The sequence below is a fragment of the Bradyrhizobium sp. BR13661 genome (genome assembly GCF_029892425.1).
In the GTDB taxonomy this organism is placed as follows: Bacteria; Pseudomonadota; Alphaproteobacteria; order Rhizobiales; family Xanthobacteraceae; genus Bradyrhizobium.
Genome location: NZ_JARXWB010000018.1, coordinates 23,528 through 46,662, shown reverse-complemented (window position 1 = coordinate 46,662; position 23,135 = coordinate 23,528). Strand labels below are relative to the sequence as shown.

The 23,135-nt window shown below is 62.6% G+C and carries 22 protein-coding genes and 1 tRNA gene; 15 read left to right on the top strand and 8 right to left on the bottom strand.

The annotated features are described in order from the left end of the window. Positions 1–98 precede the first annotated feature (98 nt). Positions 99–1,268 carry a DNA topoisomerase IB gene (locus M2427_RS26530; RefSeq protein ID WP_280709788.1) on the top strand — a complete coding sequence of 390 codons (1,170 nt, stop codon included), beginning with the start codon at positions 99–101 and terminating at the stop codon, positions 1,266–1,268. 12 nt (positions 1,269–1,280) lie between these two features. On the opposite strand, the gene M2427_RS26525 is transcribed toward M2427_RS26530, so the two are convergent. Then, the gene (locus M2427_RS26525; protein WP_280709787.1) at positions 1,281–1,736 is read right to left on the bottom strand and encodes an SRPBCC family protein; all 456 of its coding nucleotides are present in this window, start codon (positions 1,734–1,736) and stop codon (positions 1,281–1,283) included. 101 nt (positions 1,737–1,837) lie between these two features. On the opposite strand from M2427_RS26525, the gene M2427_RS26520 reads away from it, so the two are divergent. After that, positions 1,838–2,929: an adenylate/guanylate cyclase domain-containing protein gene (locus tag M2427_RS26520; protein ID WP_280709922.1), complete on the top strand. Its 1,092-nt coding sequence runs from the start codon at positions 1,838–1,840 to the stop codon at positions 2,927–2,929. A gap of 2 nt (positions 2,930–2,931) precedes the next feature. On the opposite strand, the gene M2427_RS26515 is transcribed toward M2427_RS26520, so the two are convergent. The 3 genes from M2427_RS26515 to tsaD are packed head-to-tail and all read right to left on the bottom strand — an operon-like array spanning position 2,932 to position 5,404. Beyond that, complete coding sequence (locus tag M2427_RS26515) at positions 2,932–3,345, bottom strand: EVE domain-containing protein (protein ID WP_280709786.1); 414 nt, start codon at positions 3,343–3,345, stop codon at positions 2,932–2,934. A gap of 2 nt (positions 3,346–3,347) precedes the next feature. Next, on the bottom strand, positions 3,348–4,328 hold the full coding sequence (locus M2427_RS26510) for an NAD(P)H-dependent glycerol-3-phosphate dehydrogenase (protein ID WP_280709784.1): 981 nt from the start codon (positions 4,326–4,328) through the stop codon (positions 3,348–3,350). A gap of 2 nt (positions 4,329–4,330) precedes the next feature. Continuing rightward, entirely contained in the window at positions 4,331–5,404 is a 1,074-nt protein-coding gene (gene tsaD / locus M2427_RS26505) for a tRNA (adenosine(37)-N6)-threonylcarbamoyltransferase complex transferase subunit TsaD (RefSeq protein WP_280709783.1), read from the bottom strand. A gap of 151 nt (positions 5,405–5,555) precedes the next feature. Between tsaD and M2427_RS26500 the strand changes: the two genes are divergently transcribed. The 10 genes from M2427_RS26500 to M2427_RS26455 all read left to right on the top strand — a co-directional run bounded on the left by M2427_RS26500 (position 5,556) and on the right by M2427_RS26455 (position 14,648). Further along, positions 5,556–6,302, top strand: a complete 747-nt coding sequence (locus tag M2427_RS26500; protein WP_280709782.1) for a uroporphyrinogen-III synthase — start codon at positions 5,556–5,558, stop codon at positions 6,300–6,302. Between the two features lie 65 nt (positions 6,303–6,367). Continuing rightward, a complete protein-coding gene (locus M2427_RS26495; protein WP_280709780.1) occupies positions 6,368–7,618 on the top strand; it encodes a hypothetical protein in 1,251 nt (416 codons plus the stop codon). A gap of 35 nt (positions 7,619–7,653) precedes the next feature. After that, on the top strand, positions 7,654–9,411 hold the full coding sequence (locus tag M2427_RS26490) for a heme biosynthesis HemY N-terminal domain-containing protein (protein ID WP_280709778.1): 1,758 nt from the start codon (positions 7,654–7,656) through the stop codon (positions 9,409–9,411). A gap of 99 nt (positions 9,412–9,510) precedes the next feature. Next, a tRNA-Thr gene (locus tag M2427_RS26485) sits at positions 9,511–9,586 on the top strand. Positions 9,587–9,774: 188 nt separating this feature from the next. Next, on the top strand, positions 9,775–11,022 hold the full coding sequence (locus M2427_RS26480) for an integrase arm-type DNA-binding domain-containing protein (RefSeq protein WP_280709776.1): 1,248 nt from the start codon (positions 9,775–9,777) through the stop codon (positions 11,020–11,022). Between the two features lie 514 nt (positions 11,023–11,536). After that, complete coding sequence (locus M2427_RS26475) at positions 11,537–11,869, top strand: helix-turn-helix domain-containing protein (RefSeq protein WP_280709775.1); 333 nt, start codon at positions 11,537–11,539, stop codon at positions 11,867–11,869. A 230-nt stretch (positions 11,870–12,099) separates the two neighbouring features. After that, complete coding sequence (locus M2427_RS26470; RefSeq protein ID WP_280709774.1) at positions 12,100–12,423, top strand: hypothetical protein; 324 nt, start codon at positions 12,100–12,102, stop codon at positions 12,421–12,423. Continuing rightward, positions 12,420–13,283, top strand: a complete 864-nt coding sequence (locus M2427_RS26465; RefSeq protein ID WP_280709772.1) for a hypothetical protein — start codon at positions 12,420–12,422, stop codon at positions 13,281–13,283. Before M2427_RS26470 ends, M2427_RS26465 begins: the two co-directional genes overlap by 4 nt. Continuing rightward, positions 13,270–13,674, top strand: a complete 405-nt coding sequence (locus tag M2427_RS26460) for a hypothetical protein (protein WP_280709770.1) — start codon at positions 13,270–13,272, stop codon at positions 13,672–13,674. The genes M2427_RS26465 and M2427_RS26460 overlap by 14 nt, the downstream gene beginning before the upstream one ends. Continuing rightward, positions 13,671–14,648 (top strand): hypothetical protein, encoded by a 978-nt coding sequence (locus M2427_RS26455; RefSeq protein WP_280709769.1) that lies wholly within the window; start codon positions 13,671–13,673, stop codon positions 14,646–14,648. Before M2427_RS26460 ends, M2427_RS26455 begins: the two co-directional genes overlap by 4 nt. Positions 14,649–15,139: 491 nt before the next feature. On the opposite strand, the gene M2427_RS26450 is transcribed toward M2427_RS26455, so the two are convergent. The 4 genes from M2427_RS26450 to M2427_RS26435 form a co-directional block, all read right to left on the bottom strand. Next, a complete protein-coding gene (locus M2427_RS26450) occupies positions 15,140–19,657 on the bottom strand; it encodes a hypothetical protein (RefSeq protein WP_280709768.1) in 4,518 nt (1,505 codons plus the stop codon). Positions 19,658–19,886: 229 nt separating this feature from the next. Then, positions 19,887–20,306 carry a hypothetical protein gene (locus tag M2427_RS26445; RefSeq protein ID WP_280709767.1) on the bottom strand — a complete coding sequence of 140 codons (420 nt, stop codon included), beginning with the start codon at positions 20,304–20,306 and terminating at the stop codon, positions 19,887–19,889. Continuing rightward, positions 20,296–20,610 carry a hypothetical protein gene (locus M2427_RS26440; RefSeq protein WP_280709766.1) on the bottom strand — a complete coding sequence of 105 codons (315 nt, stop codon included), beginning with the start codon at positions 20,608–20,610 and terminating at the stop codon, positions 20,296–20,298. Before M2427_RS26440 ends, M2427_RS26445 begins: the two co-directional genes overlap by 11 nt. Positions 20,611–20,629: 19 nt before the next feature. Continuing rightward, on the bottom strand, positions 20,630–21,154 hold the full coding sequence (locus M2427_RS26435; RefSeq protein WP_280709764.1) for an MltR family transcriptional regulator: 525 nt from the start codon (positions 21,152–21,154) through the stop codon (positions 20,630–20,632). Between the two features lie 76 nt (positions 21,155–21,230). Between M2427_RS26435 and M2427_RS26430 the strand changes: the two genes are divergently transcribed. The 3 genes from M2427_RS26430 to M2427_RS26420 all read left to right on the top strand — a co-directional run bounded on the left by M2427_RS26430 (position 21,231) and on the right by M2427_RS26420 (position 23,081). Continuing rightward, positions 21,231–21,638: a hypothetical protein gene (locus M2427_RS26430; RefSeq protein ID WP_280709763.1), complete on the top strand. Its 408-nt coding sequence runs from the start codon at positions 21,231–21,233 to the stop codon at positions 21,636–21,638. A 16-nt stretch (positions 21,639–21,654) separates the two neighbouring features. Then, positions 21,655–22,122: a hypothetical protein gene (locus M2427_RS26425; protein WP_280709762.1), complete on the top strand. Its 468-nt coding sequence runs from the start codon at positions 21,655–21,657 to the stop codon at positions 22,120–22,122. 188 nt (positions 22,123–22,310) lie between these two features. After that, the gene (locus M2427_RS26420; protein ID WP_280709761.1) at positions 22,311–23,081 is read left to right on the top strand and encodes a hypothetical protein; all 771 of its coding nucleotides are present in this window, start codon (positions 22,311–22,313) and stop codon (positions 23,079–23,081) included. Positions 23,082–23,135: the final 54 nt, after the last annotated feature.

The following is a 23,135-nucleotide window of genomic DNA, read 5'->3' as shown; positions in this document are numbered from 1 at the left end:
GCTAACCCGGGTCCCAAGAGACCCTTCCAAGTGCGCCTTGGAACAAACATCAGAACAGCGGCATTGAACGGTAGCAGACAGGGTCAAGGCGTAAGGCTATGATGGATCAGCAGAATCTCGGGACGATGCGGCCTGCCTCGGCCGATCCTGCCGCCATTGCGCTGGCCAAGGCCCTCGGACAATGGCCGAAACCATCAGGTTCCAGCCGTCCCAGCCCGAAAAAGGTGTTCGATTCCGCCTCCCCGGCGGCGGTCGAGGCGCTGGCCAAGGAGCTCGGCCTGCGGCTCGGCGACCAGAACGAGCTGACCATTCGCCGTATCAGGCGCGGCAAAGGCTATTCCTTCGTCCGTCCGAACGGCGCCCATATCCGCGACGCCCGCACCATTCGCCGGCTGCACGCCATGGCGGTGCCGCCGGCCTATCGCGAGGTGCGCTATTCGGCCGATCCGAGCACGCATCTTCAGGCGGTCGGCCGCGATGCCGCGGGCCGGCTGCAATATCGCTATCACGCCGACTGGGAGAAGGTCCGCGAACACCGCAAGGCGCATCGCCTGGAGAAGCTCGTCGGTGCGTTGCCGAAGATCAGGCGCAAGGTCTCGGCGTTCCTGTCGGGCGACGAGCCGACGCGCGAATTCGCGCTCTCGGCCGTGATCGAGCTGATCGCGCGCACCGCGATCCGTCCCGGCAATGAATCCTACGCCCGTCTCAACGGCACGCGTGGCGCCACCACGCTCCTGAAGTCCAACGTCACGCTCGAAGACGACAGCTTCGTGCTGACCTTCAAGGCCAAGGGTGGCAAGGCGGTGCGGAAAGAATGCGACGCCGCCAAGCTGGTGCGCGCCATCGGCATCCTCAACGGCGTTCCCGGCAAGCGCATGTTCCAGTATCGCGATGCCTACGGCATCGTGCGCGCGGTCAGCACCACGCAAGTGAATGCATTCCTGCGCGAGATCGCCGGCATCAAGATTTCGCTGAAGGATTTTCGCACGCTGATGGCCTCGGCCGTCGTCGTCGAATCGCTGTCGCGGATCACGCCGGCGACCAGCCAGCGCGGCCGCAAGAAGCAGGTGCTGGAAGCGATCCGCGCCGCCGCCGACAAGCTCTCCAACACGCCGGCGATCTGCCGCAAGAGCTACGTCCACGATACCATCGTCACAGCGTTCGAGGACGGCATTTTGGAGCGCTTCGCAGCGACCATGAAGGGCCAGCGCTCGCAGGCGCGGCGCGAGCAGCTTCTGCAGCAGGTGGTTGCGACCGCGGCGGTGTGACCCGCCGAACCGCTACATCTTGTCTGAGACACCCTTGTCCGGACCGGGATCGCGGCCCGCGGCGGCGCTCGTGAGCCGTTCCAGATAATGCGCCCAGCCTTTCGCATGCGCGGCCATCTGTTCCTCGGTTGGCAGCCCGCTATGGGTCATGCGCAGCAACGTGCCGCCGTCGCGTTCGATCAGGTCGATCTCGATCAGGCTCGACCCCGGCGGCACTTCCTGACCGCCCTCCCAGCCGAATGTATAGGCGAGACGATGCACCGGCACGACCTCGCGGAAGGCACCGCGGGCCACGCTGGCACGTGGGCCGATACCCTTCAACAGATAGAGCCCACCGGGATGCGGTTCGGTGGTCGCATCCGAACCCATCCAGCTCAGGATTTTCTCAGGGTCGGTCAAATAGGCAAAGACGGTGGCGCGCGGCGCGGCGATCTGGGTCTCGCGTCGCAATACGAACGGCTCGGTCATTTGCGATCATCCCTAGGGTGATCCTGGCACATGGCGGCGCCAAAGCGGCTCGTCAAGGATTGCCCGTGACAAAGACGGCCCTCCTTCGCCATCATCGGATCATGCAACTCTCCCCGACCCTCGCCTGGCTTGTCGATGCCGCCTCAGACAGCGCCGGCGCCGATCGCCTGCTTGCGGAACTCGGTGCGCATCTGCTCGCCGACGGCGTGCCGCTTGCGGCAGGCGCCCTGACGCTGGAGGTGCCGCACCCGCTGATCGCGAAGCGGACATGGTTGTGGCGGGCGGACAATGGCCGGGTGATCGAGGCGCTCGGCTTCGCGCCGGGTGGGCTCGCGCCCGATTTGCCCGACGATGCCGGCCGCCGCTGGCTGCGCGGCGTCGCGGGCGGCGAAGTGCATGAAGACGTTGTCGGCCGTGATGGGCCGTTGCTCGGCTGGATCGGGCCGCGTCCATTCACATCAGACGAGATCGGGCAGTTGCGCCAGGCCGCGCGCTTTGCCGCGACGCCGCTTGCCGTGCTCGCTGCACGCGCCACCTTGCGGGCGACGCTGGAAGCCTATCTCGGCAAGCGCAGCGCCGAGCGGGTGCTGGCGGCGCCTCTGCGGCGCGATTTAGGTGAGACCATCCAGGCTGCGCTGCTCTACGCGGATCTGCGCGGCTTCACGACGTTGTCAGAGACCATTCCGCCGGCCGATGTCATCGCCGCACTCGATGCCTGGTTCGATCGCATCGCCGGCGCCGTTCATGCCTTCGGCGGCGAGGTGCTGAAATTCATCGGTGACGGCGTGCTCGCGATCTTTCCGGTGGGCGAGGCGTCACCGCGGCGTGCCTGTGAGGCTGCTCTGCGTGCCGCGGGCGCGGCCGAAGCCGGGATGGCGTATCTCAACGCGGAGCGCGGCGCGCAAGGCTTGCCGCCACTTGCGTTCGGCGCTGCGCTTCATCTCGGCGAGATGCTCTGGGGCAATATCGGTGCCGCCAATCGGCTGGATTTCACGGCAATCGGTTCCGCCGTCAATCTCGTCAGCCGGCTCGAAGGCCTGTGCAAGCCGCTCGGCAGGACCGTGCTGGTCTCAGGCGCGCTCGCCGCCGAGACCGATATGCCTCTCATTGCGCTCGGACTGCACGAGCTGCGTGGCATTGCCTCGCCGTGCGAGGTGCTTGCGCTGCCGGAGACGCAGAGACGGACGGCGTAGCCCTACAATCCGCCCATCTTGCAGACGAGCTTCCACTCTTCGGCCGTCACTGGTTGCACCGACAGGCGCGAATATTTCACCAGCGCCATGTCGGCGAGCTTCTTGTCCGCCTTGATTGCGGCCATCGTGACCGGTGTCTTCAACGGCTTGTCGGCCTTGATGTCGACGCAGACGAATTTTTCGGTCTTGTCGGTCGGGTCGGGGTAGGCCTCCCTGATGATCTCCGCGATGCCGACGATCTCCTTGCCCTCATTGGAATGATAGAAGAACGCCTTGTCGCCCTTCTTCATGTTCACGAGGTTCTGGCGCGCCGTAAAATTGCGCACGCCGGTCCAGGCCTCGCCTTTGGCGCCTTTCGCGACTTGCTGGTCCCATGACCACACCGATGGTTCGGATTTCACCAGCCAGTACGCCATGCTCATTCCTCTGCCTTGAAGGGACGGGTCAACAAACCCGAAATCGCAGCGTCGATCGTGCTCCTGCCGCTCAGGATCGAAGCGACGGCTTCTGATACAGGCATCTCGAGGTTTTGCGAAGCGGCGAGCTCGATCAGCACCGGCGCGGTGAACTCGCCCTCGGCCAGCTTGCCGGCCGGCGGCTGCTCGCCGCGTCCGAGCGCCAGCCCGAGTGCGAAATTGCGCGACTGCGGGCTTGAACAGGTCAGGATCAGATCGCCGAGACCGGACAAGCCCGTGAGCGTCTCACTGCGCGCACCGAGCGCGCGGCCCAAACGAGTGAGTTCGGCAAAGCCGCGGGTCGTGAGTGCGGCCTGAGCGGAGGCGCCGAGCTTGCGCCCGACCGAGATTCCGACTGCAATCGCCAGCACGTTCTTCGCAGCGCCGCCGATCTCGACGCCGCGGACATCGTTGGTGTGATAGGGCCGGAACGTCGCAGAGCCCAGTGCCCGCACGAGCGCGCTCGCCAGGGCCTCGTCCTTTGCCGCCAGTGTCACGGCTGTGGGCAAGCCGCGCGCGACGTCGTCGGCAAAGCTCGGGCCCGAGAGGATCGCGGGGATCGCATGGGGCGCGGCTTCCGCGATCACGTCGGTCATGAATTTGTGGGTACCGTGCTCGATGCCCTTGGCGCAGGCGATGATCGGCACGTCCCCCGTGACATGCGAGGCCAGCATGTTGACGGCGCCACGCAGATGCTGCGCCGGTGTCGCGATCAGCAGCATTTCCGCGCGCGACGCTGCCGCAAGATCGCTTGTCACGACGATCTCAGGCGCGAGTCGTACGCCCGCGAGCCGCGGATTGTCACGGGTCGAGGCGATCCGGGCGGCATGATCGGCATTGCGGGCCCACAGTGTCACATTCCGTCCGGCGCGCGCGGCCACCGTCGCAAGCGCCGTGCCCCAGGCGCCGGCACCGATCACCGCGACGGAGTCTAGTCGGGTCATCGCTAATATCCCGCGCGCGTCTTGTCGTAGCCATCAGGCGCGGTTGCGCCGGCGTCGAGCAGCCAGCGCGCGCGGGGCTGGGCCTCCATCGTGTCGGTCAGGCCGAGCGCGAGGCGTTCGGCACCAGCCCAGGCGATCATCGCGCCATTGTCGGTGCAGAGCGCGGGCGGCGGCATGATCAGCAGTGTCCCGGCTTGCCGCGCGACGTCATCCAGCGCGCCGCGGATCGCCTGATTGGCTGCGACGCCGCCGGCCGCGACGAGCGCGTTGGGCGCACCGAACCGTTCGCGGAAAAGCCTGAGGCCAACGCTCAAGCGATCGGCTGTCGAGTCCAGTACAGCCGCCTGGAAACTCGCGCAGAGATCGCTGATGTCCTGCGTTGTGATCTCGGTGAGCCGGCTCGCTTCGGTGCGGACAGCCGTCTTCAATCCCGATAGCGAGAAATTGGCGTCGGGGCGTCCCTGCATCGGCCGCGGGAAGGCGAAGCGCGTGGCATCGCCGTCCGCCGCCGCGCGTTCGACCTGCGGGCCGCCGGGATAGGGCAGCCCCAGCATTTTCGCGACCTTGTCGAAGGCTTCGCCGATGGCGTCGTCGACGGTGGTGCCGAGCCGTACATATTGGCCGACACCGGTGACCGCGACGATCTGGGTATGGCCGCCGGAGGCGAGGAACAGGCAATAGGGAAATTCGATGCCGTCGGTGAGGCGCGGCGTCAGCGCATGTGCTTCGAGATGGTTGACCGCGACCAGCGGCGTGTCATGGACCATCGCGATCGCCTTCGCGGTGGTGAGCCCGACGATGACGCCGCCGATCAGCCCGGGACCCGCGGCGGCTGCGACACCGTTGAGCTGGGCGAAGCCGATACCGGCCTCGCGCATGGCCCGCTCGATGATGCCGTCGAGCAGGTCGACATGTGCGCGGGCCGCGATCTCCGGCACGACCCCGCCGAAGCGGGCGTGCTCCTCGACCTGGGACCGCACGATGTTGGAGAGGATCTTGCCGCTGCCATCGGGCGCGCGCTCGATCACGGCCGCTGCGGTCTCGTCGCAGGTGGTCTCGATGCCCAGTACCAGCATTGGCGAATTGTTATCCAATCTGTGCCCTTGCGCTCATCCGTAAAGCAGAGTTCTGGTTACGCGGTAGCATTCCAGGGTTGGCTTATGCAATCGCCACCGGCCGTCGTCCCTCGCGAATGCATCACCGCCTCGTGGTCCGGGAACACAAGCGATGTCCATTCTTGTCACACGGCCGCATCCGGACAACGAGGCGACGGCGGAAAATCTGCGCGCGCGGGGTCATGCGGTGCTGCTCGCGCCGGTGCTCAAGTTCGAGCCGGTTGCTTTCCATGACGAGAGCGAGGCGGACTACGGCGCGCTCATCGTTACTTCGGCCAATGCGATCCGCGCCGTTGCGCCGCAATTGCGCCATCCCGGCCTGTTCGAGCTGCCACTGTTCGCGGTCGGCGAGCACACGGCTTCCGTGGCGCGCGAGGTCGGCTTCGCGGACGTCATCGTTGCAGGTGGCGATGCCGCATCCCTGCGCGACAAGGTGATGCAGAGCGCACGTGACAAGGTGCTGAAGAAAAAAAGTACGCTGCTTTATCTTGCGGGTGCGGATCTGTCCCGGGATCTCGGTGGCGAGCTCGGCGCCGAAGGGTTCAGCGTGGTCACGCAGACGACCTATCGCATGGCCCCGGTCAAGATTCTCCCGCGCGATGTCTGCGAAGGCTTTGCCGCCCATGGCATCGAGGCGGTGCTGCATTACTCCCGCCGCAGCGCGCGCGCCTTCCTGGATGCGGCCCGGGACGAAGGCGTCGAGATCTCGGCGCTGGCTATCCCGCAATGCTGCCTGTCCGAGACGGTCGCCAGCGTGCTGCGCGATGCCGGCGCGTCGCAGGTCCTGGTGGCCGCGACCCCGGACGAAAATGCCCTGTTCGACGCCTTGGAGCGTGCTTTGCGGACCCGTTTGGCGTAAGAGGACGGGCCGAATCCGACGCAATCGGGCTCGTCTCTGGTATGCAAGTGTGAGGAACCGTCACGATGGCCGACTTCAAGCCTGAAGACGCAGGCAAGCCTGAAGACGCTGAAATGCCCCCCGAGTCCGGCCGCGCCAAGCGCACCCCGCCCACCATCGACCTCGAGGCGACCGAAGTCTCCATCCAGCCGAAGGATGTCGCCGGTGAGCCAGGCGCGCAGCCGTCGGCGGAGCGGGCGAACACCGAGCAGGCGAATTTCGCCCAATCAGGTGCCGAAGACGCCAAGGTCGAGACGGCCAAGGCGGAGCCGGAGCGCGAGCCACAGGCCGCCGCAGCCTCGAACGCCATTTCTCCCTGGGTGATCGCGCCATTCTCAGGCGCCGTCGCAGCCGCGCTCGTGATTGCAGTCGGCTGGGCGCTGGGTTGGCCCGCGGTGCAGGCGCCGCCCGCCACGCCGCAAGTGACCAGCGCGACGGTCGATGCGCTGAGCGGTCGTGTGGCTGCAGTCGAAGCCAAGGCGGGCAAGCCCACGGCCGATCCGGCAATGACAGCACGGCTGGACGCGCTGGAAAAATCGGTCGGCACCTTGCGCAGCGACATCGCCAGTTTGCGCGCACAGTCCGACAAGACCGCGAGCGCATTGAACGACGCGAAATCCGCGCCGCGCGACGCTTCGGCGTCACCTGGTCTCGCCGCCCTCGACGAGCGCATCGCCCAGCTCGAGCGCGCCAGCACGACCGCCCGCGCCGAGCTCGCGCAGCAGGGAGAGAAGATCGCCGACGCGAGGGCGATGGACGACAAGCCGTTGCGCTATGTCGTTGCCGCGACCCTGCTCGACGTCGCCGTTCGTCATAACGATCCCTATGGGGCGCAGCTCACTGCTGCGCGGGCGTTCGCCGCCAAGCCGGAGATGCTCAAGCCGCTCGAGGGTTTTGCCTCCACGGGCGTTCCGACGCCGGTTATGCTGACCCGCGAGCTCCTCAACATCGTGCCGAAGCTGTCGCCGCCGCCGGAAGCACCGAGCAGTAATGCCGGCATCGTCGAGCGTCTTCAGGCGGGTGCATCGAAGCTCGTTCGCATCGAGCGTACCGACGGGGTCGGCAACGACCGCGGCGCTATCGTCGCGCGGGTCACCGCCGCGGCGCTGCGCAACGACTTCGCCGAGGCGCGCCGCGAGCTGAAGACGCTGTCGGATGCCGATCGTGCGCCCGCGCAGGCCTGGCTGGACAAGGCCGATGCACGCGATGCCGCGCTCGACGCCTCCCGCAAATTCGCCGACGACGCTCTGGCTGGTCTCACCAAGCCTGCTCAATAAGATTCGCGCAACAATCCGCGCGTATAGGGATAGTCATGCTTCGCATTGTCCTCTTCCTTGTTCTGATTGCGCTTGCAGGTGCAGGCGCGGCCTGGGTTGCCGACCAGCCCGGCAATGTCGTGCTGACCTGGGGCGGTCTCCGGGCCTCACCGAGCATTCCGGTGTTCGTGCTCTGCCTCGGCATATTCGCCGTCGCGGTGGTTTTGCTCTGGAGCATTCTGACGATGATCTGGCGCATGCCGGGCCGGATACGCCGCCGCCGTCATGAGAAGCGCCGCGCGCGCGGGCGCCACGCCATCACCCATGGCCTGCTCGCGATCGGTCATGGCGATACCGGGCTTGCCCGCCGGCATGCCGAAGCGGCGCGGCGTCACGCGCCGGATGATCCGCTCGCGCTGCTGCTGCATGCGCAATCGGCCCAGCTCGACGGCAATCGCGACGAGGCGCAGCGCGCTTTCCGCGCCATGGCCGAGCGCGAGGATACGCGGCTGCTCGGCCTGCGCGGCCTGTTCATCGAGGCGCAGCGCGCCGACGATGCCGTCGGTGCCGTCATGATCGCGGAGGAAGCGATCAAGCTGTCGCCGTCCTCGACCTGGGCCTCGCATGCGGTGCTCGGCTTCCGCTGTGCGCGCGGCGACTGGAGCGGCGCGCTCGCGATCCTCGATTCGAATCTGTCCGCCGGCCTGATCGACAAGCCCGCCTATCGCCGCCAGCGCGGCGTGCTGCTCGCGGCGCGCGCGCTGGAGCTGGAGACCATGGACCGCGACGTCGCGCGCGAAAGCGTGATGGAAGCCGTCAAGCTCGCACCGACGCTGGTGCCGGCCGCCGTGCTCGCCGCGAAATTCGAGAGCGAGGCGCATCAGGTGCGTCGCGCCATGAAGCTGGTCGAAGCCGCGTGGCTCGCCAATCCACATCCCGATCTTGCCGATGCCTACGCGCATGTGAAGCTCGGCGATTCCGCGCGGCAGCGCCTGCAGCGGGTCGAGACGCTCGCGGCGAAAACGCCCGCGGACAAGGCCGGCCATGTCGAGGGCCAGCTCGCAATCGCGCGCGCCGCGATCGATGCCTCCGAATTCGCCCGCGCGCGCGAGGTGCTGTCGCCTTATGTCAACGATCCGACCCAGCGCGTGGCGCTGCTGATGGCCGAGCTCGAGCGCACCGAGCATGGCGATGGCGGCCGCGCCCGCGCATGGACCTTGCGGGCGGTGCGTGCCCGTCATGATCCCGCCTGGACCGCGGATGGCTATGTCAGCGATCACTGGCATCCGGTCTCACCGGTCACCGGCCGGCTCGATGCCTTCCAGTGGCAGACGCCGGTGGCGAGCCTGCCTTCGGACAAGGGCACGACGATCGAGTCCTCGGCCTTCGAGGAGGCCATGCTCGCCGCACCACCTCAAAAACGGGTGACGGTGGAAAGCCAAGCGCCGGTGGAACCGGTCGGGATCGCGCCAACACCGACACCGGCACCCGCTCCGGCCGCGCAGGACAACGCACCTCCGGTGGCCAGGGAAGAGCCGGTTGCAGCGCCCGCGGAGCCAGTCATGCCGGCTCCTGAAGTTGCCGAATCATCGCCGGTGGCGGCAACTCCAGTGTTCCGGACGCGCGCCGACCTCGGCAAAGCGGCGCAGACACCTATCCAGGCCGTCATCCCGATCGTCCGCGCGCCCGACGATCCCGGCATCGATGACGATGGTCCGAGCGATGAATTTACGGAACAAATCGGCACGCCCAGGGACCATGCAAAGGCCCAGGCCGGCGGCTGGCGCGGATTCTGGTCCCGCTGGGGCGCGTGAGGCGCATTTCGCCCCCCGCTTGTCTTGCCAATTCGGGCCATGCCCGATATCAGAAGCGCGCGTATCGGGGCCGGCCTCGTCCGGGCCCCGGCAGGGTTCGCCGCAATAGCTCAGTCGGTAGAGCACGTCATTCGTAATGACGGGGTCGGGGGTTCGAATCCCTCTTGCGGCACCACCTCCTATTCGCAGCCATTCTCCACCGTTCGTTTTCAAGGCTCAAGGCACTGAAATCAGTGCTCTTTTGAAACGTGTCGCTCGCTCGCGTTCATCCTGGTTCGTTGACAGTCGCGAAAACAGTGGTTCTTTTGGTGGTGCTCGATGCAACGGGCGATTCCAAAAGGACCACACTTCGGGAGCGAGGACATGGTTGGCGGCAAGCTTACGGACAAAGCCATCAAGAACGCGAAACCGGGCGAGCGGCTGGAGATATTGTCCGACGGTGGCGGGCTGCAATTGTGGGTCACCCCCAAGGGGGGCAAGCTCTGGAACTACGCCTATCGGTTTGGAGGCAAGCGCAAGCGGCTAGCGATCGGGTCCTACGGGAAGGATCCGGCGGGAGTGCCGCTCGAGGCAGCGAGGCGACGCAGGGATGAGGCCGCGGGGCTGCTCCGAGATGGCGTCGACCCGGCCACTCGAAAGCGTCAAATGAAGGCAGCTCAAGCAGAAGCGCACGCCAATACGTTTGCGCTGATCGCGGATGAGTTGATCGCCAAGAAAAAGCGAGAGGGCGTAGCAGACGCGACGGCTGGGAAGTTGGAATGGCTGCTCGGGCTCGCCAAAGTAAACCTGGGGCCGCTCCCGGTCTCTGAGATTTCAGCCGGCGAGGTCCTCCGCGTCCTTCGTCCCTTAGAAGCAGCTGACAAGCTCGAGACGGCCAAGCGTCTGCGCGCCGTGATCGGCTCGGTGTTCCGCTATGCTATTGCCACGGCTCGCGCAGAAATCGACCCAACCCTAGCGCTGCGCGGTGCGATCGCGTCACCGAAGCCCCAACACCGTGCCGCCGTCACCGATCCGGCGGAGTTCGGAGCGCTCTTGAGAGCGATCGATGGTTTCATGGGGCAGCCAACAACGAAAGCTGCGCTGCAACTCATGGCGTTGCTTGCTTGTCGCCCTGGCGAACTGCGGCAGGCGAGCTGGAGTGAGTTTGATCTTGATGGGCAGGCCTGGGAAATCCCCGCCGAGCGTATGAAGATGCGCCGCCCTCACCGCATTCCTCTGCCGGTGCAAGCGGTCAACGTCCTCAAAGCGTTGCACCCGATCACGGGGCACGGCGCTGCGGGACTGGTGTTCCCGGGCCTCCGCAGTGTGAAGCGGCCGATCAGTGAGAACACCATGAACGGCGCGCTTCGGCGCATCGGCTTCTCGCAAGAGGAAGCTACTGCGCATGGCTTCCGCTCGACATTCTCCACGTTGGCCAACGCGAGCGGAAAGTGGAGTGTCGACGCCATTGAGGCGGCACTTGCGCACATCGAGCCGAATGCAGTGCGTCGAGCCTACCAGCGCAGTGATTTTTGGGATGAGCGCGTGAAGCTCATGACGTGGTGGGCGGACTATCTCGACGTGCTGCGCGAGGGAGGGCGGGTGGCAAAGCTCAAAGAGATTGCCGCCTGAACGTCGCTGTTCGCCGAGCAACCGCCGGCGTTCACTTACATCCATAATGAACGCGCAAAATCGGGTGGTGCTGACGAGGGAGTCGGTCGCCTCCGGCCGAAATAGACCGGCGAGCTCTCCGAGCCCGCTCATGCATGCGGCAGGGGGGCGCGCGCGGTGCCGTTGGCGCACGGAGAGATTCGGAGTGCAGCGACTTTTCGGAGTCTCTGTGGATAAAGCATTTCCGTAGGCGCCGCGGCTGTTTACAGGTGTTCTCACGAAGAATATTAATGACGAATCTTCAAGTGTCCGGTAATACGTTTGAAATCACGCCCGCCCTACGCGGGCGTTTTCTATTTGGCCAGCAACCCTTAAGCTGAGACGAACCAGCCCGGCGGCAACAACCGCGCGGGCTTTTTTTCTGAACCGACCTGAACTCGGACGTCAACGCCGCCCTACCGGGCGTTTCGTCCAACTGAACCGACCTGAGCCCGCCGGCAATCCCGCCGCGCGGGTTTTTTTATTGGAGGCCCTGATGGGCAAAAGCCTGAAGCGCTCCGAGGAACTCGCAGCGCAATCAAAAGAACGAGCCCGAACAACGCGGCTTCAAGCTAGTACGAGCCATATTGTAATGTCGCATCGGCCTTATGGTCCGCGCCTGCATATGGATGAAAACGCAGCGAGCGCCGTGACAGGCAGCGGCGCGATGACCGTCTCTGAGTTTTGCGACTGGGCCCGCATCGGTCGAACGAAGCTGTACGCCGAGATCAAGGCGGGCCGGATCGTGCCGCGCAAAATCGGAGCCAAGACGCTCATCCTCCGCAGCGACGCAGAAGCGTGGCTGCAAGCGCTGCCGCCTGCCGCCTAACCAACCTAATCAAAAACCCGGCGGCACGATCCGTGTCTTTGACGGAACGATCGCGCACACCGGGCTTCAGTGGAGTTTTCAGAGTGAGCATCGATACCAAAGGCGCCTTACGGGCGCAACGCGTTCGCAATCCTCTCCCATTTGATTCTAGTATCGTCGTCCGTCCGCGTCCGAGCACGATAGGCGGTCGCTTCATTGCGCGTCGCTGGCGTCGGAAGCGAGGTGCGGTAATGGGCTATCACGATCGCTATCCCCACCGCCCTGGATTCAAGACCCACGGGACGAGCAGAACTGCCGCTGATCGCATCGCGCCCCATGCGCAGACGTTGCGCGGCGGGGTGCACGCCTTCATCCGGGCGAACTACCCGGCCGCCTACACGGCGGACGCGATTGCTGAGCACCTAGGAGCTTCCATCTTGAGCATTCGACCGCGCGTCACCGAGTTGCGCCACGCCGGTCTCATCGAGCCGGCAGAGCAGCGGGGCCGAAACAAGTCCGGCATGTCAGCGATGCGCTGGCGCGCGAAGGTGAACGTTGGGGAGGCCTCGCAGTGAGCGAGCGGGGCTACTTCGTAGTTGATCGCGGCATCTGGGACCATGATGTATTAGCCGATGCCAAGCCGTTCTCCCGGCGCGAAGCGTGGCTTTGGCTGGTTTCGGAGGCGGCATGGAAACCGCACAAGCGCCGCATCATCGGCAGGTCGATTGAGCTCGCTCGCGGGCAGTATGCCGGATCGCTCCGCTTCATCGCTAGCAAATGGCGGTGGGACAATTCGCGGGTCCGTAGATTTCTGGATGTGCTGATTTCGGCAGAGATGATCGACGCAAATACCGACGCAGGCGTGACGGTGATAACCATCTGCAAATACGACGAGTATCAGCGCATCAGTCTGCCGAGCGACGCAACGCGCGAAAGCGATGACGACGCACGAACGACGCAGGAGCGACGCAAAGTAGAAGACAGGGAAGACAAGGAATCTCTCTCCTCACTTCGTTCGGAGAGGGCGCCAGCGAGGCGGCCGACACGCAGCCGAGCTCGGGCTCAGCTTCCGGATTGTTGGCAGCCTGACGAGCAGGATCTCGAATACGCCACGGATCGCACCTTTGAGGAGCCAAAAATCCGCCAGATGGCGAACGCGTTCAGCAATCACCACCGCGCCAAGGGATCGCTCATGGCCGATTGGCATGCGGCATGGCGAACCTGGGTCGAAAACGAAATCAAATTCCATGGAGGAACGAATGGGTACCGAACTCGCGATCTACGAACCGCTCAAGCTTCCGGATCCACGCCGACCAGCTCTGATGCCATCCTTGCCGGCATGGGTCGACTCGCGGATCGCATCACTGCAAGAAAACTGGCAGAACGGCAAGAAGGCACTAACTTTGCCGGCGGCGATGGTGGTGAGCGGCACTAACCGAGAACAGCTCCTTCTAAGCCATGCCTACGAACTCAAAAAATTCCTGCAATACACGCCGATCGCCAGCGCCGATGCCGAGGCCGAAACGCTAGCGATCGTCACGAAGATGCTGTTCGCACTGCCTGGCCAGCGCGCGAGTGAAACCGCCAACGAGGCTCGCGGAGAGGCCTATCTTGCGGCGCTCGAGGACATCCCGTCATGGGCTGTCCAGGAAGCGGTTCGCAAATGGTACCGTGGCGAACACGGACCGAAATACGACTATCGCTGGTCTCCGTGCCCCGCTGAGCTGCGCGAGGTCGCCTATCTCGAGCAATATCCAATGAAGAGCCGGATCACGATGCTGGAGCGTGTCGCGAAGGCAGTGGCACTTGTCGAGTACAGGCGATGACAGCGGGCGGGACAATTCAATTAGCCGGAGACACCTCCGCTTCCGTCATTTCCTTTGAGGCCCCGCGGAAGAAGGACAGGACGGCAGCTGCCCGGGCCAAAGCCTATCGGGAGCGCAAAAAGCGGAATACGAAGCCGGTGGAAGGCGAGCCTCCATCCTCGGGAGGCCTGCCGTCTTCCGGGCCCCTCCCAGCGGACAGCGACGCGGCAGAAGCGCCCGATACGCAGTTGCTGCCCGTCACGGCGGCGTCACGGGCCGTCACGCTGCCTTCCTCCCAAGTAAAGAGCACGCCGTCACCGCGCAATTATGCCTCGATCCTCCTCGTGTCGGCCGGAGTTGCTCTGGGCGCGGTCGGCATCGCGATCAATGGTTGGTTTGCCCGATCGTTGGGTGCAAGCGATGTCGCCGGATGGCTCTTCCTAGCCGTTGGCGTTGCCGCTGATGTTGTTGCTCTCGTAATGCCCTCCTGTGCCGCTGCCCAATGGCAGGGTCAACGGAAGGCGACCGCAGTGGCAGGCTGGGCCATCTGGTTGGTCACGTTCGCCTATGCTTTGACCGCCGCTATCGGCTTCGTGGCAGTCAACATCACCGACACGGCTCTAGCGCGGGCGGCGCGTGTCACCCCTGCTGTGACGGCAGCGCAAGCCGCTCTTTCGGATGCGACGATGGCCCGTGACAGGGAGTGCAAGGGCGGCATTGGCAAGTTCTGCCGTGAAAGAGAGCTAGCCGTCGCGGAGCGCCGCCTGATCCTTGATCACGAAGTGGAACTGGTCCGACAGAGTGCGGACCCTCAAACTGAAGCGGCCGTCAGGCTCGTCGGATGGGCAACCCGCGGCATCTTGCGACCGTCCGCCGATGACTTCGCTCTGCTGAGGCTCGGCTTACTAGTGCTCTTGCCTCACCTAGGCGGCGTGATCTTGATGGTTTGCCGTGTGCGGCGCGGTTCTCAAATTTGCCCACCCGATTCCAATTGATTCCACTTGGACTTGATCTTGCCGCAAAGCGCAGGGAGTTCAGTCCGCGGAATCGTCGAGGTTGCATTTAGAGCATCCGTACAAGGGACGGGTCCAGTTACGTTTCAGACTCACCAAGGTCGCTGCATGGCAGCGTGCCCCAACCGATAGCTTGCCAGCGGCTGCATGCCAGACGGCCACACGCGGTGCGACGGACGACCGCCTGATGAAGCTGGACAGATAGCCGAGGATCGCACCGGACCGGCTGGCCGCCCGGCCAAAATTACGCTCGGCTAGCTACGACCAACTGGCGCGCACGATCTCACCTAACTGCCTCGATATTTCCCACAACACCTCTGGCCCGGCCCCTGCTCTCGGTGATGGTGTCTCACCGTTTCACAGCCGACTCAAGAAACGCAATTTGCAAGATGAATCGCACGAGACGCCCGCCCAATTTTCAGAAAGTAAGGGGCTTTCGATAGCGGCCTTAAACACCCGACTCAGCCAGTGGGTTATCGCTGCCGACGGTTCAAGCGCAATGCGCCCGGAACTTCCCCGACGCGGCCGGTCTTGGAGCCGCGCGAAGCCGTTCGTTTCAAGACCTTCTTTGTTTTAGTTTTCGGTGTCTTGGGCCCTGTGACTCGCCTCGCGCGGGTTTGGGCAGCAGCTCTCGGCCGTTTCGGGGGGTGCGTTGGCTCACCCCTCCAGGCGTTTAACCCGACACAGGCGACGACTATGTGGCCGACGGCATTCTGCTTGATCGATGCGGCGCTGCTGGACAGCCATGCGATTAGTTCGGCAAACGTGATCCTGTTGCTTTTATTGGGCCGCTGCCACTGGCGGCTATAATGATGGGTAACGACCAGAATCCCATGACGCCGATAATCGGGCTTGAGGTAATCTTCTGCAAGCTGCACGCGTAAGGCGTTTTCAAGCTCGGCGCCGGTCCAGCCTTTGCCGCCGTGCTTAACCTCGACCGCGACCTGAAAAGGGATTGCCGTCGAGGAGACTGTAATGTCGGGCTTGTCGCCAAGGGCTACCTCGCTCTCGCGAGTGATTTGAAAGCGGCCCTTTGCGCGCAAATGCAATTGCTCGGCTAGCCACAACTGGACTTCGTCCTCATCCTTTGCGCGCTCAAGAAGGGCACGCGACGAGAAATCGTCGGTGCTCAGACCTTTTTGAATGTCCGCCAGAACGCCCAGTACGACACGGAACAAGTCACCCCCCGTCTTAGCCGGGGCGAGGAAGCTGCTTTCGAAACCGCGGACTTCCTCGGCGGTCCATGCTGGAAGCTCGGCGTCGCGTGTGGCCTTGCCGCGCGCGAGCTCACGGAAGCGATGTGCACGCACCGCGAACGCAGGATTTTCGGCGAGCCTTTGCATAGCATAGTAGGCATCGGGCCCGGAGCGCGCGAGAAGTATGCCGAGAATGGCATCGCGCGCGCTTTGCGCTTGATCGCGCGTGTCGGGAGTGTGAGTGCCTTCACGCTTGACATCGTCCTTCGGGCGAATGCTGGCGTAAGCAACGTGAAGCAGGCGTTCGAGCGCTTCGGTCGATGCTACTGCGAGCGATCCTGCAACAAGCCCATCGTACCGGTCGAAAAGGGTGCTAAAAGTCTGCTCCGCCCTCGCCTTGCGATCCGCGGCAGGAGCTGCATTGAGCCAAGTTTCCAGGATGGAAACAGCTTGATCGGGATCGACTATCAAGAGAAGGCCAAGATAGGAAAGCGTCCAGTCATTCTTACCCGCCTTCGCATATCCGTCGAACCGCTTGCGCGCGACGGAGAACAGCTTAGTTTTTTGCGTCACATCTAGTTCAAGGCGCTGGACTAGGCGCTGGGCGGTATTGATCGTCTGCGCGGCACTGGCTTCCGCTGCGACCATGGCATCGAAAATCAGCCGCTGGACCGGCTTCTGAATTGAGGTCGCAGCTCCGCCATAGCGATGCAAGAAGGTAGTCGAAAGATTGCCGGGTGCTGACCATTCGAACTCGATCTGCTCCCTTATCGCGGGCAGAACCGCTTTTGGACTCGCAATCGTCAGCAGGTCGATCCAGTCCGGATAGGTCTGCTCGGCGCGGCAACCGTGGCGGGCCGCCAGTCCCATTTCTTTTTCGCTGAGATTTGCGGGCCAATCGGCATTGTTTGCTGCCTCCACGCCCACGGCCGCAAATGCGAGGAGCGTAGGCCACTTGATGGTTATATGGCCGCCCGGCTTTTTAATGGGGCGTACCGCTTTGACCAGCCGCCAGAGGATTTTCATGCCGTCGCGAAAAGCTTCCGCCACCTCCCGGCTAAAGCCCTCCTCAAGGAGACGCCACTGAAGAGCGACATTGCCTTCGTCCGATCCAGTGCGGTGCTGAAGCCACCGTTGAAGGGTTTGCAGCCTGAAGATTCCTTTCGTCCAGGATGAAAGGAGGTTTGGGTCTCGCAGGAGCTGGGGATTAACGAGTATTTCCTGACGGAATGCGATCCAGCTTTCCTTGTCCTTGACCCGCTGATACCGACCCTGAAGCTCGTAGAAGGCTATTTGAAGTGCATGGGTTCGGTCGAGCGTTGGCACGGGTGCCGGTGACAGCGCGGCCCCGAGCTCAGCAAGCAATGCGGCCTCGGGCCCGATTGCCATGCGTAGCTGAGACGCTTGTGCGGCGAGCTTTCCCGATTTACCGAGAATCTCGATCAAGCAACTGAGAGCGACTTGCCGGTCCTCAAGGTTCGGCCTTGTTCTGAGATCGTCGAACAACCATCGCAGATCGCTCTCGGCCAGTCCCCAGAGCCGCGAATTTGCGCCGACAAGCACTTGCCAATGGCGTGTCACCGCGCCGTACCTGCTGCTGTTGGCCCTTTGCTCGGCGACATCGGCCCACATGAGGTCGCGGTTCAGAGCGGCATTCGCGCGAATCCGTTCGGCGAGGCGCTGCTTGGGTTCGTTGTTCGACCCATCGCGGCCGGATCGTTCGACAACCATCAGCATACGGATGACATAGTCGGGATGCGCCGCAACTTTGAGCCGCTGAACCTCAAGATCGGCGAGCCCCAGCATATGCCGAGTGAGATCGACGTACCGAGCGCTTGTGCGACAGAAGTCATCGACAAAGGGTTTCGACAAGCACAGGTCGGCCAGCCCGCTAAGGAACGCGGCGCGGGCGGCGTTGTCCGGCACTTTGGCATAGATTTCTCTAAGGTGATAACCGAACCCATCGGTTGAATACGGTCCGGCCGATTTAGCGTTCTCAATGATCTTGAGGAGATCATGAGTGCTGAGATACTTTGGATAAAAGCTTGCACTGAAGGAAGAGGCGAGGCGCGCGCTGGCAGTTGCAGGGTTCCTAAGAAAGCGCTTGGCGATTTTGGCGATTGTGGCTTCATCGCCGCAAGCTTCGAGCGCGTCCATCGCGACGATACGATAATGGTCGTTCGCCTTCTCATCGAGCGCAACAGAGCGCGCGAGACTGACCGCGCCTTTGATTGCGCCTTCGCGAATGAGACGAAGCAAGTCGAAATGAAAGTCGTCCCGCTTGTTGATGGACGCTGCTTTCAAAATCGCAGGCGCAAGCTGTTCGGTGGCAAACATCCATAGGTCGCGATTTTCAAGGCGATCATCGGCCGTTTCACCGGTGGCTTGTTTGGAGGCGTAAGCCAACAAGATTTGCTCGCGGGCTTCGGGTGGCAGAGAGCCAGGGTCGCCGTAGCCAAGAAGAATGAGGGGCTCGCGTTTGGTGAGTTCTTGCCGGATTTCCGTGTGCCAAAGTGCCAGCCAAGCGGCGATAACCCTGAGGGAGGGGACGACCGTCTCAACTCCATAGCGTTCCGCGAAGAGAAGATGGAACATCTCGGCGTGAGGGCAACCTGCCCGAAGTAGCCTGTCCAGCCATTTGGCTGTGAGATATTCCTGGCTGGATCGGTGATGGAAGCGTATGCGGCCATAGGTTGCTGGTGCGAATAGCCCGCGGCGAAGAAGCGCGTTTCTTTTTGCCGGAGTCCATTCGGGTAATATGTGGGCCGGGTCGAGCGCGCCAGTTGCGAGTGACGGATCGGTTTCATTGCCCGGCGCGCGGAGCGTGAAGGACTTGCCGAGCGTGAGCGCAGCTGCGAGGCGTTCGGCTCCCCAAAGTGCGTCGTCCTGCGAAAGGGCTTCGTTGTCGGGCCGATGCGGGTTCGGCTCCGCAAGCTTACGCAGCACACTGTGTTCAATCATTTTGGCGAAGGCACCAAACTTGCCGTTGGCGTTCCAATAGTCCGCCAAATCGAGAAGATCGCCAGGTCTTTCAGTGAGGGCGGATAGGCCCTGCTTGACGATGGCCGCGGTGAAGGCCTCGATATCCTTGACCGCGGCAGCCTTGGCAAGTTCGCTGAACTGTTCCGCCGAGAGCGGAACAAGCTGAACAACCGTTAGGCCTTCGAGGTTTTCTTCATCCTGATTGGGTGTGCGTCTTTGCGGCCTTTCTTCTTTATCGAAAATCGGGCCCAAGAGGCCACTCAGGTTGCCCGCGGGTGCCGCCGGATCTGTCTCCGGGCTCTTCCATGCAGGTAAGTAGCGGAGAAACAATGCGCGGTCGTCGGCGCCTCGCCAGTCTGTGATGCGGCAGGATACATAGATGTGAGCGCGTTCGCTCGCGTCACCGATATCCTTCGCAAATCGTCGTAAAGCCGTCTCGAAGTTCTTGCGGTTGAGACGCGCTTCATCAACAGAATCGAGGAAGAACCAGGCCTCACCTGGGGCCGCCAACCAAGCGCGAAAGCGCTCCGTGCTCTCCCGGTCCAGCGCTTGTTCTGTACCTTGCTCGAGGTCCTCGATCCTTAGAAAGAAGGCGGGCTTGCCATCGGCTTGCAGAGTAGCACATTGGTGGCGAAACTCTTCCGTCTTGCCGCTATAGGCTTCCGCTAGCAAGATCACCCGTCGGCGACGACGTAAGTCGGCCCACGATAGCCACCCGCTTACTTGTGGTCCCCACAGGCGGCCAATATCGAGATCTGCCTCCTGATCTTCCCGAAGGGGAACGAAATATCTATTGAGATCGATAAAATCCATAGCGTTTGGAGAACCTATCAAACGTCTTTGTCGCCAACTGCTATGCCACTCGGCTCGGTGGCGGCGTGTCGAGCTCTACTCGCCGCTAGAAGTTCAACATAGGCAACGCTGGGTCACTATTTGGGGAGCCACGGCCGGCCGCGAGGTAGGCTATCATTTCCGAGAGGCGGACTACACCACGCGCCTCGTCGCCGATGATCAGCGCGCGAGTGCCATGGTCCACTGGCGTTTATCGCTTGGCGGTCCATCCCGGTATCTCCCCTGGGTCGAATTGCTGCGCGACTGCCCGGCAAAGCTCGTCAGTCGCGTGGATCGATGATGCGGGCGAAAACAGATCAGCAATGCCCGCTTTCTCCGGGTATCGGAAAACGAAGTCCTTGTGCAACGGCGAGAGCGCGCGCACGAAGGTCTCAACGCCTTCGATCGGCGCAAGCCCAGTGGCCGATGCTTTGTCGTAGAGGTCCGCCAGATCGTGCGACCGCTCCCATTTGCCCGGCGGCTCCCCCTTCTTTTCGAGATGCGCCTTCAGTGCGTTCTCGACGGAGAAGCCGATCAGCAAAAATAAGGGAATACGGTTACTCTTGTCGTCGGCGAGACGGCGCGCGCCTTCCAGTATGCTGACCGCCCACGCGAATTTCTCAAGGTGCATCAAACAGTCTCGCGTCATTACCGAATTGCTTCGCCATGCACTCCACGTGCTCGCGGGTGTCAATCGCCGTTTTCAGGAAGGCATCCGCGCCGGCAAGCCATCGCGCCAACTCTTGCGGCGTTCGGCGCTGCGCCAGCACGTTGGGATGGATAAACCCTAACTCCACGAAATCGAGCTGGGATGACGCGGGCTCTAGCAGCCGCTTCAGATCGCCGAGCCGGCTGGTCAACTCGGCGACACGCGCCCGCTCGTCGCGCACCTTGGCGCGTAGGCTTTCGATGTGCTTGTCATTGGCTTCGGTCATGGCGACATCCCGTGGTGCATTAGCGATCGAGATACGGTGCGAGCGCGGCCGACGCCTGGGCGATCTCTGCGTGAGAATCGCCGGCTCGCAGAATTAGGTTTGCGATGTACATCCGCGCGGCTACGAGGAATTGCTGGCGTAACGGATGCTGCTTTGTGTGCTCATTGCCCATCTGAAGCTTGCGAACCTTGTCGGCGATCTTCTCCGCGTCGAAGGTGACGGGGTTCATGTCGTGTGCGGCTTCGTTCCGGATGCTGCGCAAGAGATCGATGTCGGCGCGAGCGATGGGCCCGATGATCTTCAGGAAATAAGCGACGGTAGTCTTCTGCGACCACGTTTGAAGCGGCCCGCTCTCTTTGAACAGATCATTCCAGGCCTTGTCGGAATCCGGCTCGCGCAACCGAGATTTGATAGCTTCGGCGAGCGCATAGTCGATCAGCGAGCCGACAACCAAGATGACGGCCCTATCGTTGACGCCGTCCAACTCGGCAAAGACGGCTTCCCAATCTTTCGGAATGTGTCGCGCCATGGTAGCGCGGATCATGTCGCAAAACCTCGCAGTGTCAACTATCGACAGGCCCGCGACATCCGTCTAGGCTTGAACGATCGAGGGCGGGACCATGCGGAAAGTTCTGATCGCGGGCGCGGCGCTGGTGTTGCAGACGCTTCCGAGTGCTGGTGCTGAGGTTACAGCATTGACGCTGAGCTGCGACGGCACGGCGAAAAACATCCTCACGACTGCCGAGGATGATAAACCGGAGAAGATTACCAAGTTAGGCATACTGGTGAATCTAGCGGGGCAGACCGTCCTGGGTTTTGGGCATCCCGCGCGGATCACGAAGGTTGATGCCGTGAGCGTTGAATTCTCCGCACATGGCACTGAGATCAGCAATTGGTCGATAAACGGCACCGTCGATCGCATTACCGGCAGCATCACTGCAACGGAGTTGTCTAGCAGCGCCAAAGGTGCGCTAATCTTTGGCGAGAGCTGGGATTTGACGTGCAAGCCGACTAAGCGTGTCTTCTAGCGAGAGGGAAAATCCGATGTGGGCGCGCCGAATGCATCGTTGCGCTGTCATCAGCGGAATGGTCCTGTTCGGCGGGTCACAGGCCTTCGCCGACAAAATCATCTACACCTGCGGACCTTCCTCTGGCTATAGCTACTATCTGCCGGGGGGCCTTGCGCAAGACAGCGGTGATCTCGGCTGGAAAAAGGATGGCATCAATGCTGGGCTGCGGCTGATTTTCACGGACAGCCACGCATTGGATTTGGTGTCGATGGGTGACCCGCCGAACGATTTCCGCTATTCGGCTCATGGTTGTCAGATTAACTCATTGCAGAGCGACAACACGGGATTGCAGCTCATGGCGCGATGCGCGTCCGAATCTGAGCTGTTTATGTTCAGCTTCAAACCGGACAAAACTGGTGAGTTAGTGCGAGCTGGCATCGCGTCTTCCCAGCTATCAAAGCGGGCAGGCGTGCTCCACAGCGAATGCCGGATTGGACCCTAGCTTACTAGCGGCACGTCATGGCGAAGACAGTAAAGGTTACCAGGCGCAAGCACGACAATGCTCCATTCCAGCGAGCGGCCCACTGCATCTTCTGCGGGGCGCCAAAGATGAATGGGGAGCACATATTTTCGCGTTGGTCCCACAGATTCCTGCCACCGCGATCGATGAGGAAGTACGACGTTGAGCGAGTGGATGTGAAGGTTGTGCAGTCGGACCGATACCTGATCAAACGTATCGGCGACATCCGGGACTGGAAGGTCTATTGCGTTTGCGAATCCAACTGCAACAACGGCTGGATGCGCGATAAGGTCGAGAATTTGGCGCGACCGATCATGATCCCGCTGATTGATAGAGATCGCCTTTTGCGCGGAGAGACAACGCGCCTTCTGCCGCATCAACAGAAGATCATTGCAACATGGGCCGTTCTGAAGGCCATGGTTGCGGAATTCGATACGCATAGTTGGGTGACGACCCATCATTCACAACGAAAGTATCTGATGAACAGGCTAGCTCCTCCGGCACGCGGCTGGGCCGTTTGGATTGGTCCATATCTGCGAGTGAGCTGGCCGACGCATTGGGGATCGTCGCCTTTCTTGTATCTCTCGCCGAAGCAAGAAGCTCGACGCGGCGGCAGTCTCGTTGCCACCTTCTATAATAGTCACGCCTCTACGCAGGTGATCGGATCGCTTTTCATCCACGTCATGCGCTCGCCAGCGAATGATTACATCGAAAACTGGAAATTCTCGACGCCAGATGGTGGCTCCGTTTTTCGTATCTGGCCGCCGAGCGATGTAAGCGTGAGCTGGCCGGGAACGATTATGAGCGACCGCGACGCGGACTATGTCGCGACGGGCCTCTATAGGGATTTGATGGACCGGGTCTCACCACTGATCAAGGAAGGAATCGAGAACGCCCCGGCGAGATCGGGCGGCGCCCCGTTTTGGCGGTGGCGCGCCTAGCAGCGCGTGGGCCAATGTGTCCCCAACCGTTGCGGGCAGATCGCCTCGGATCGT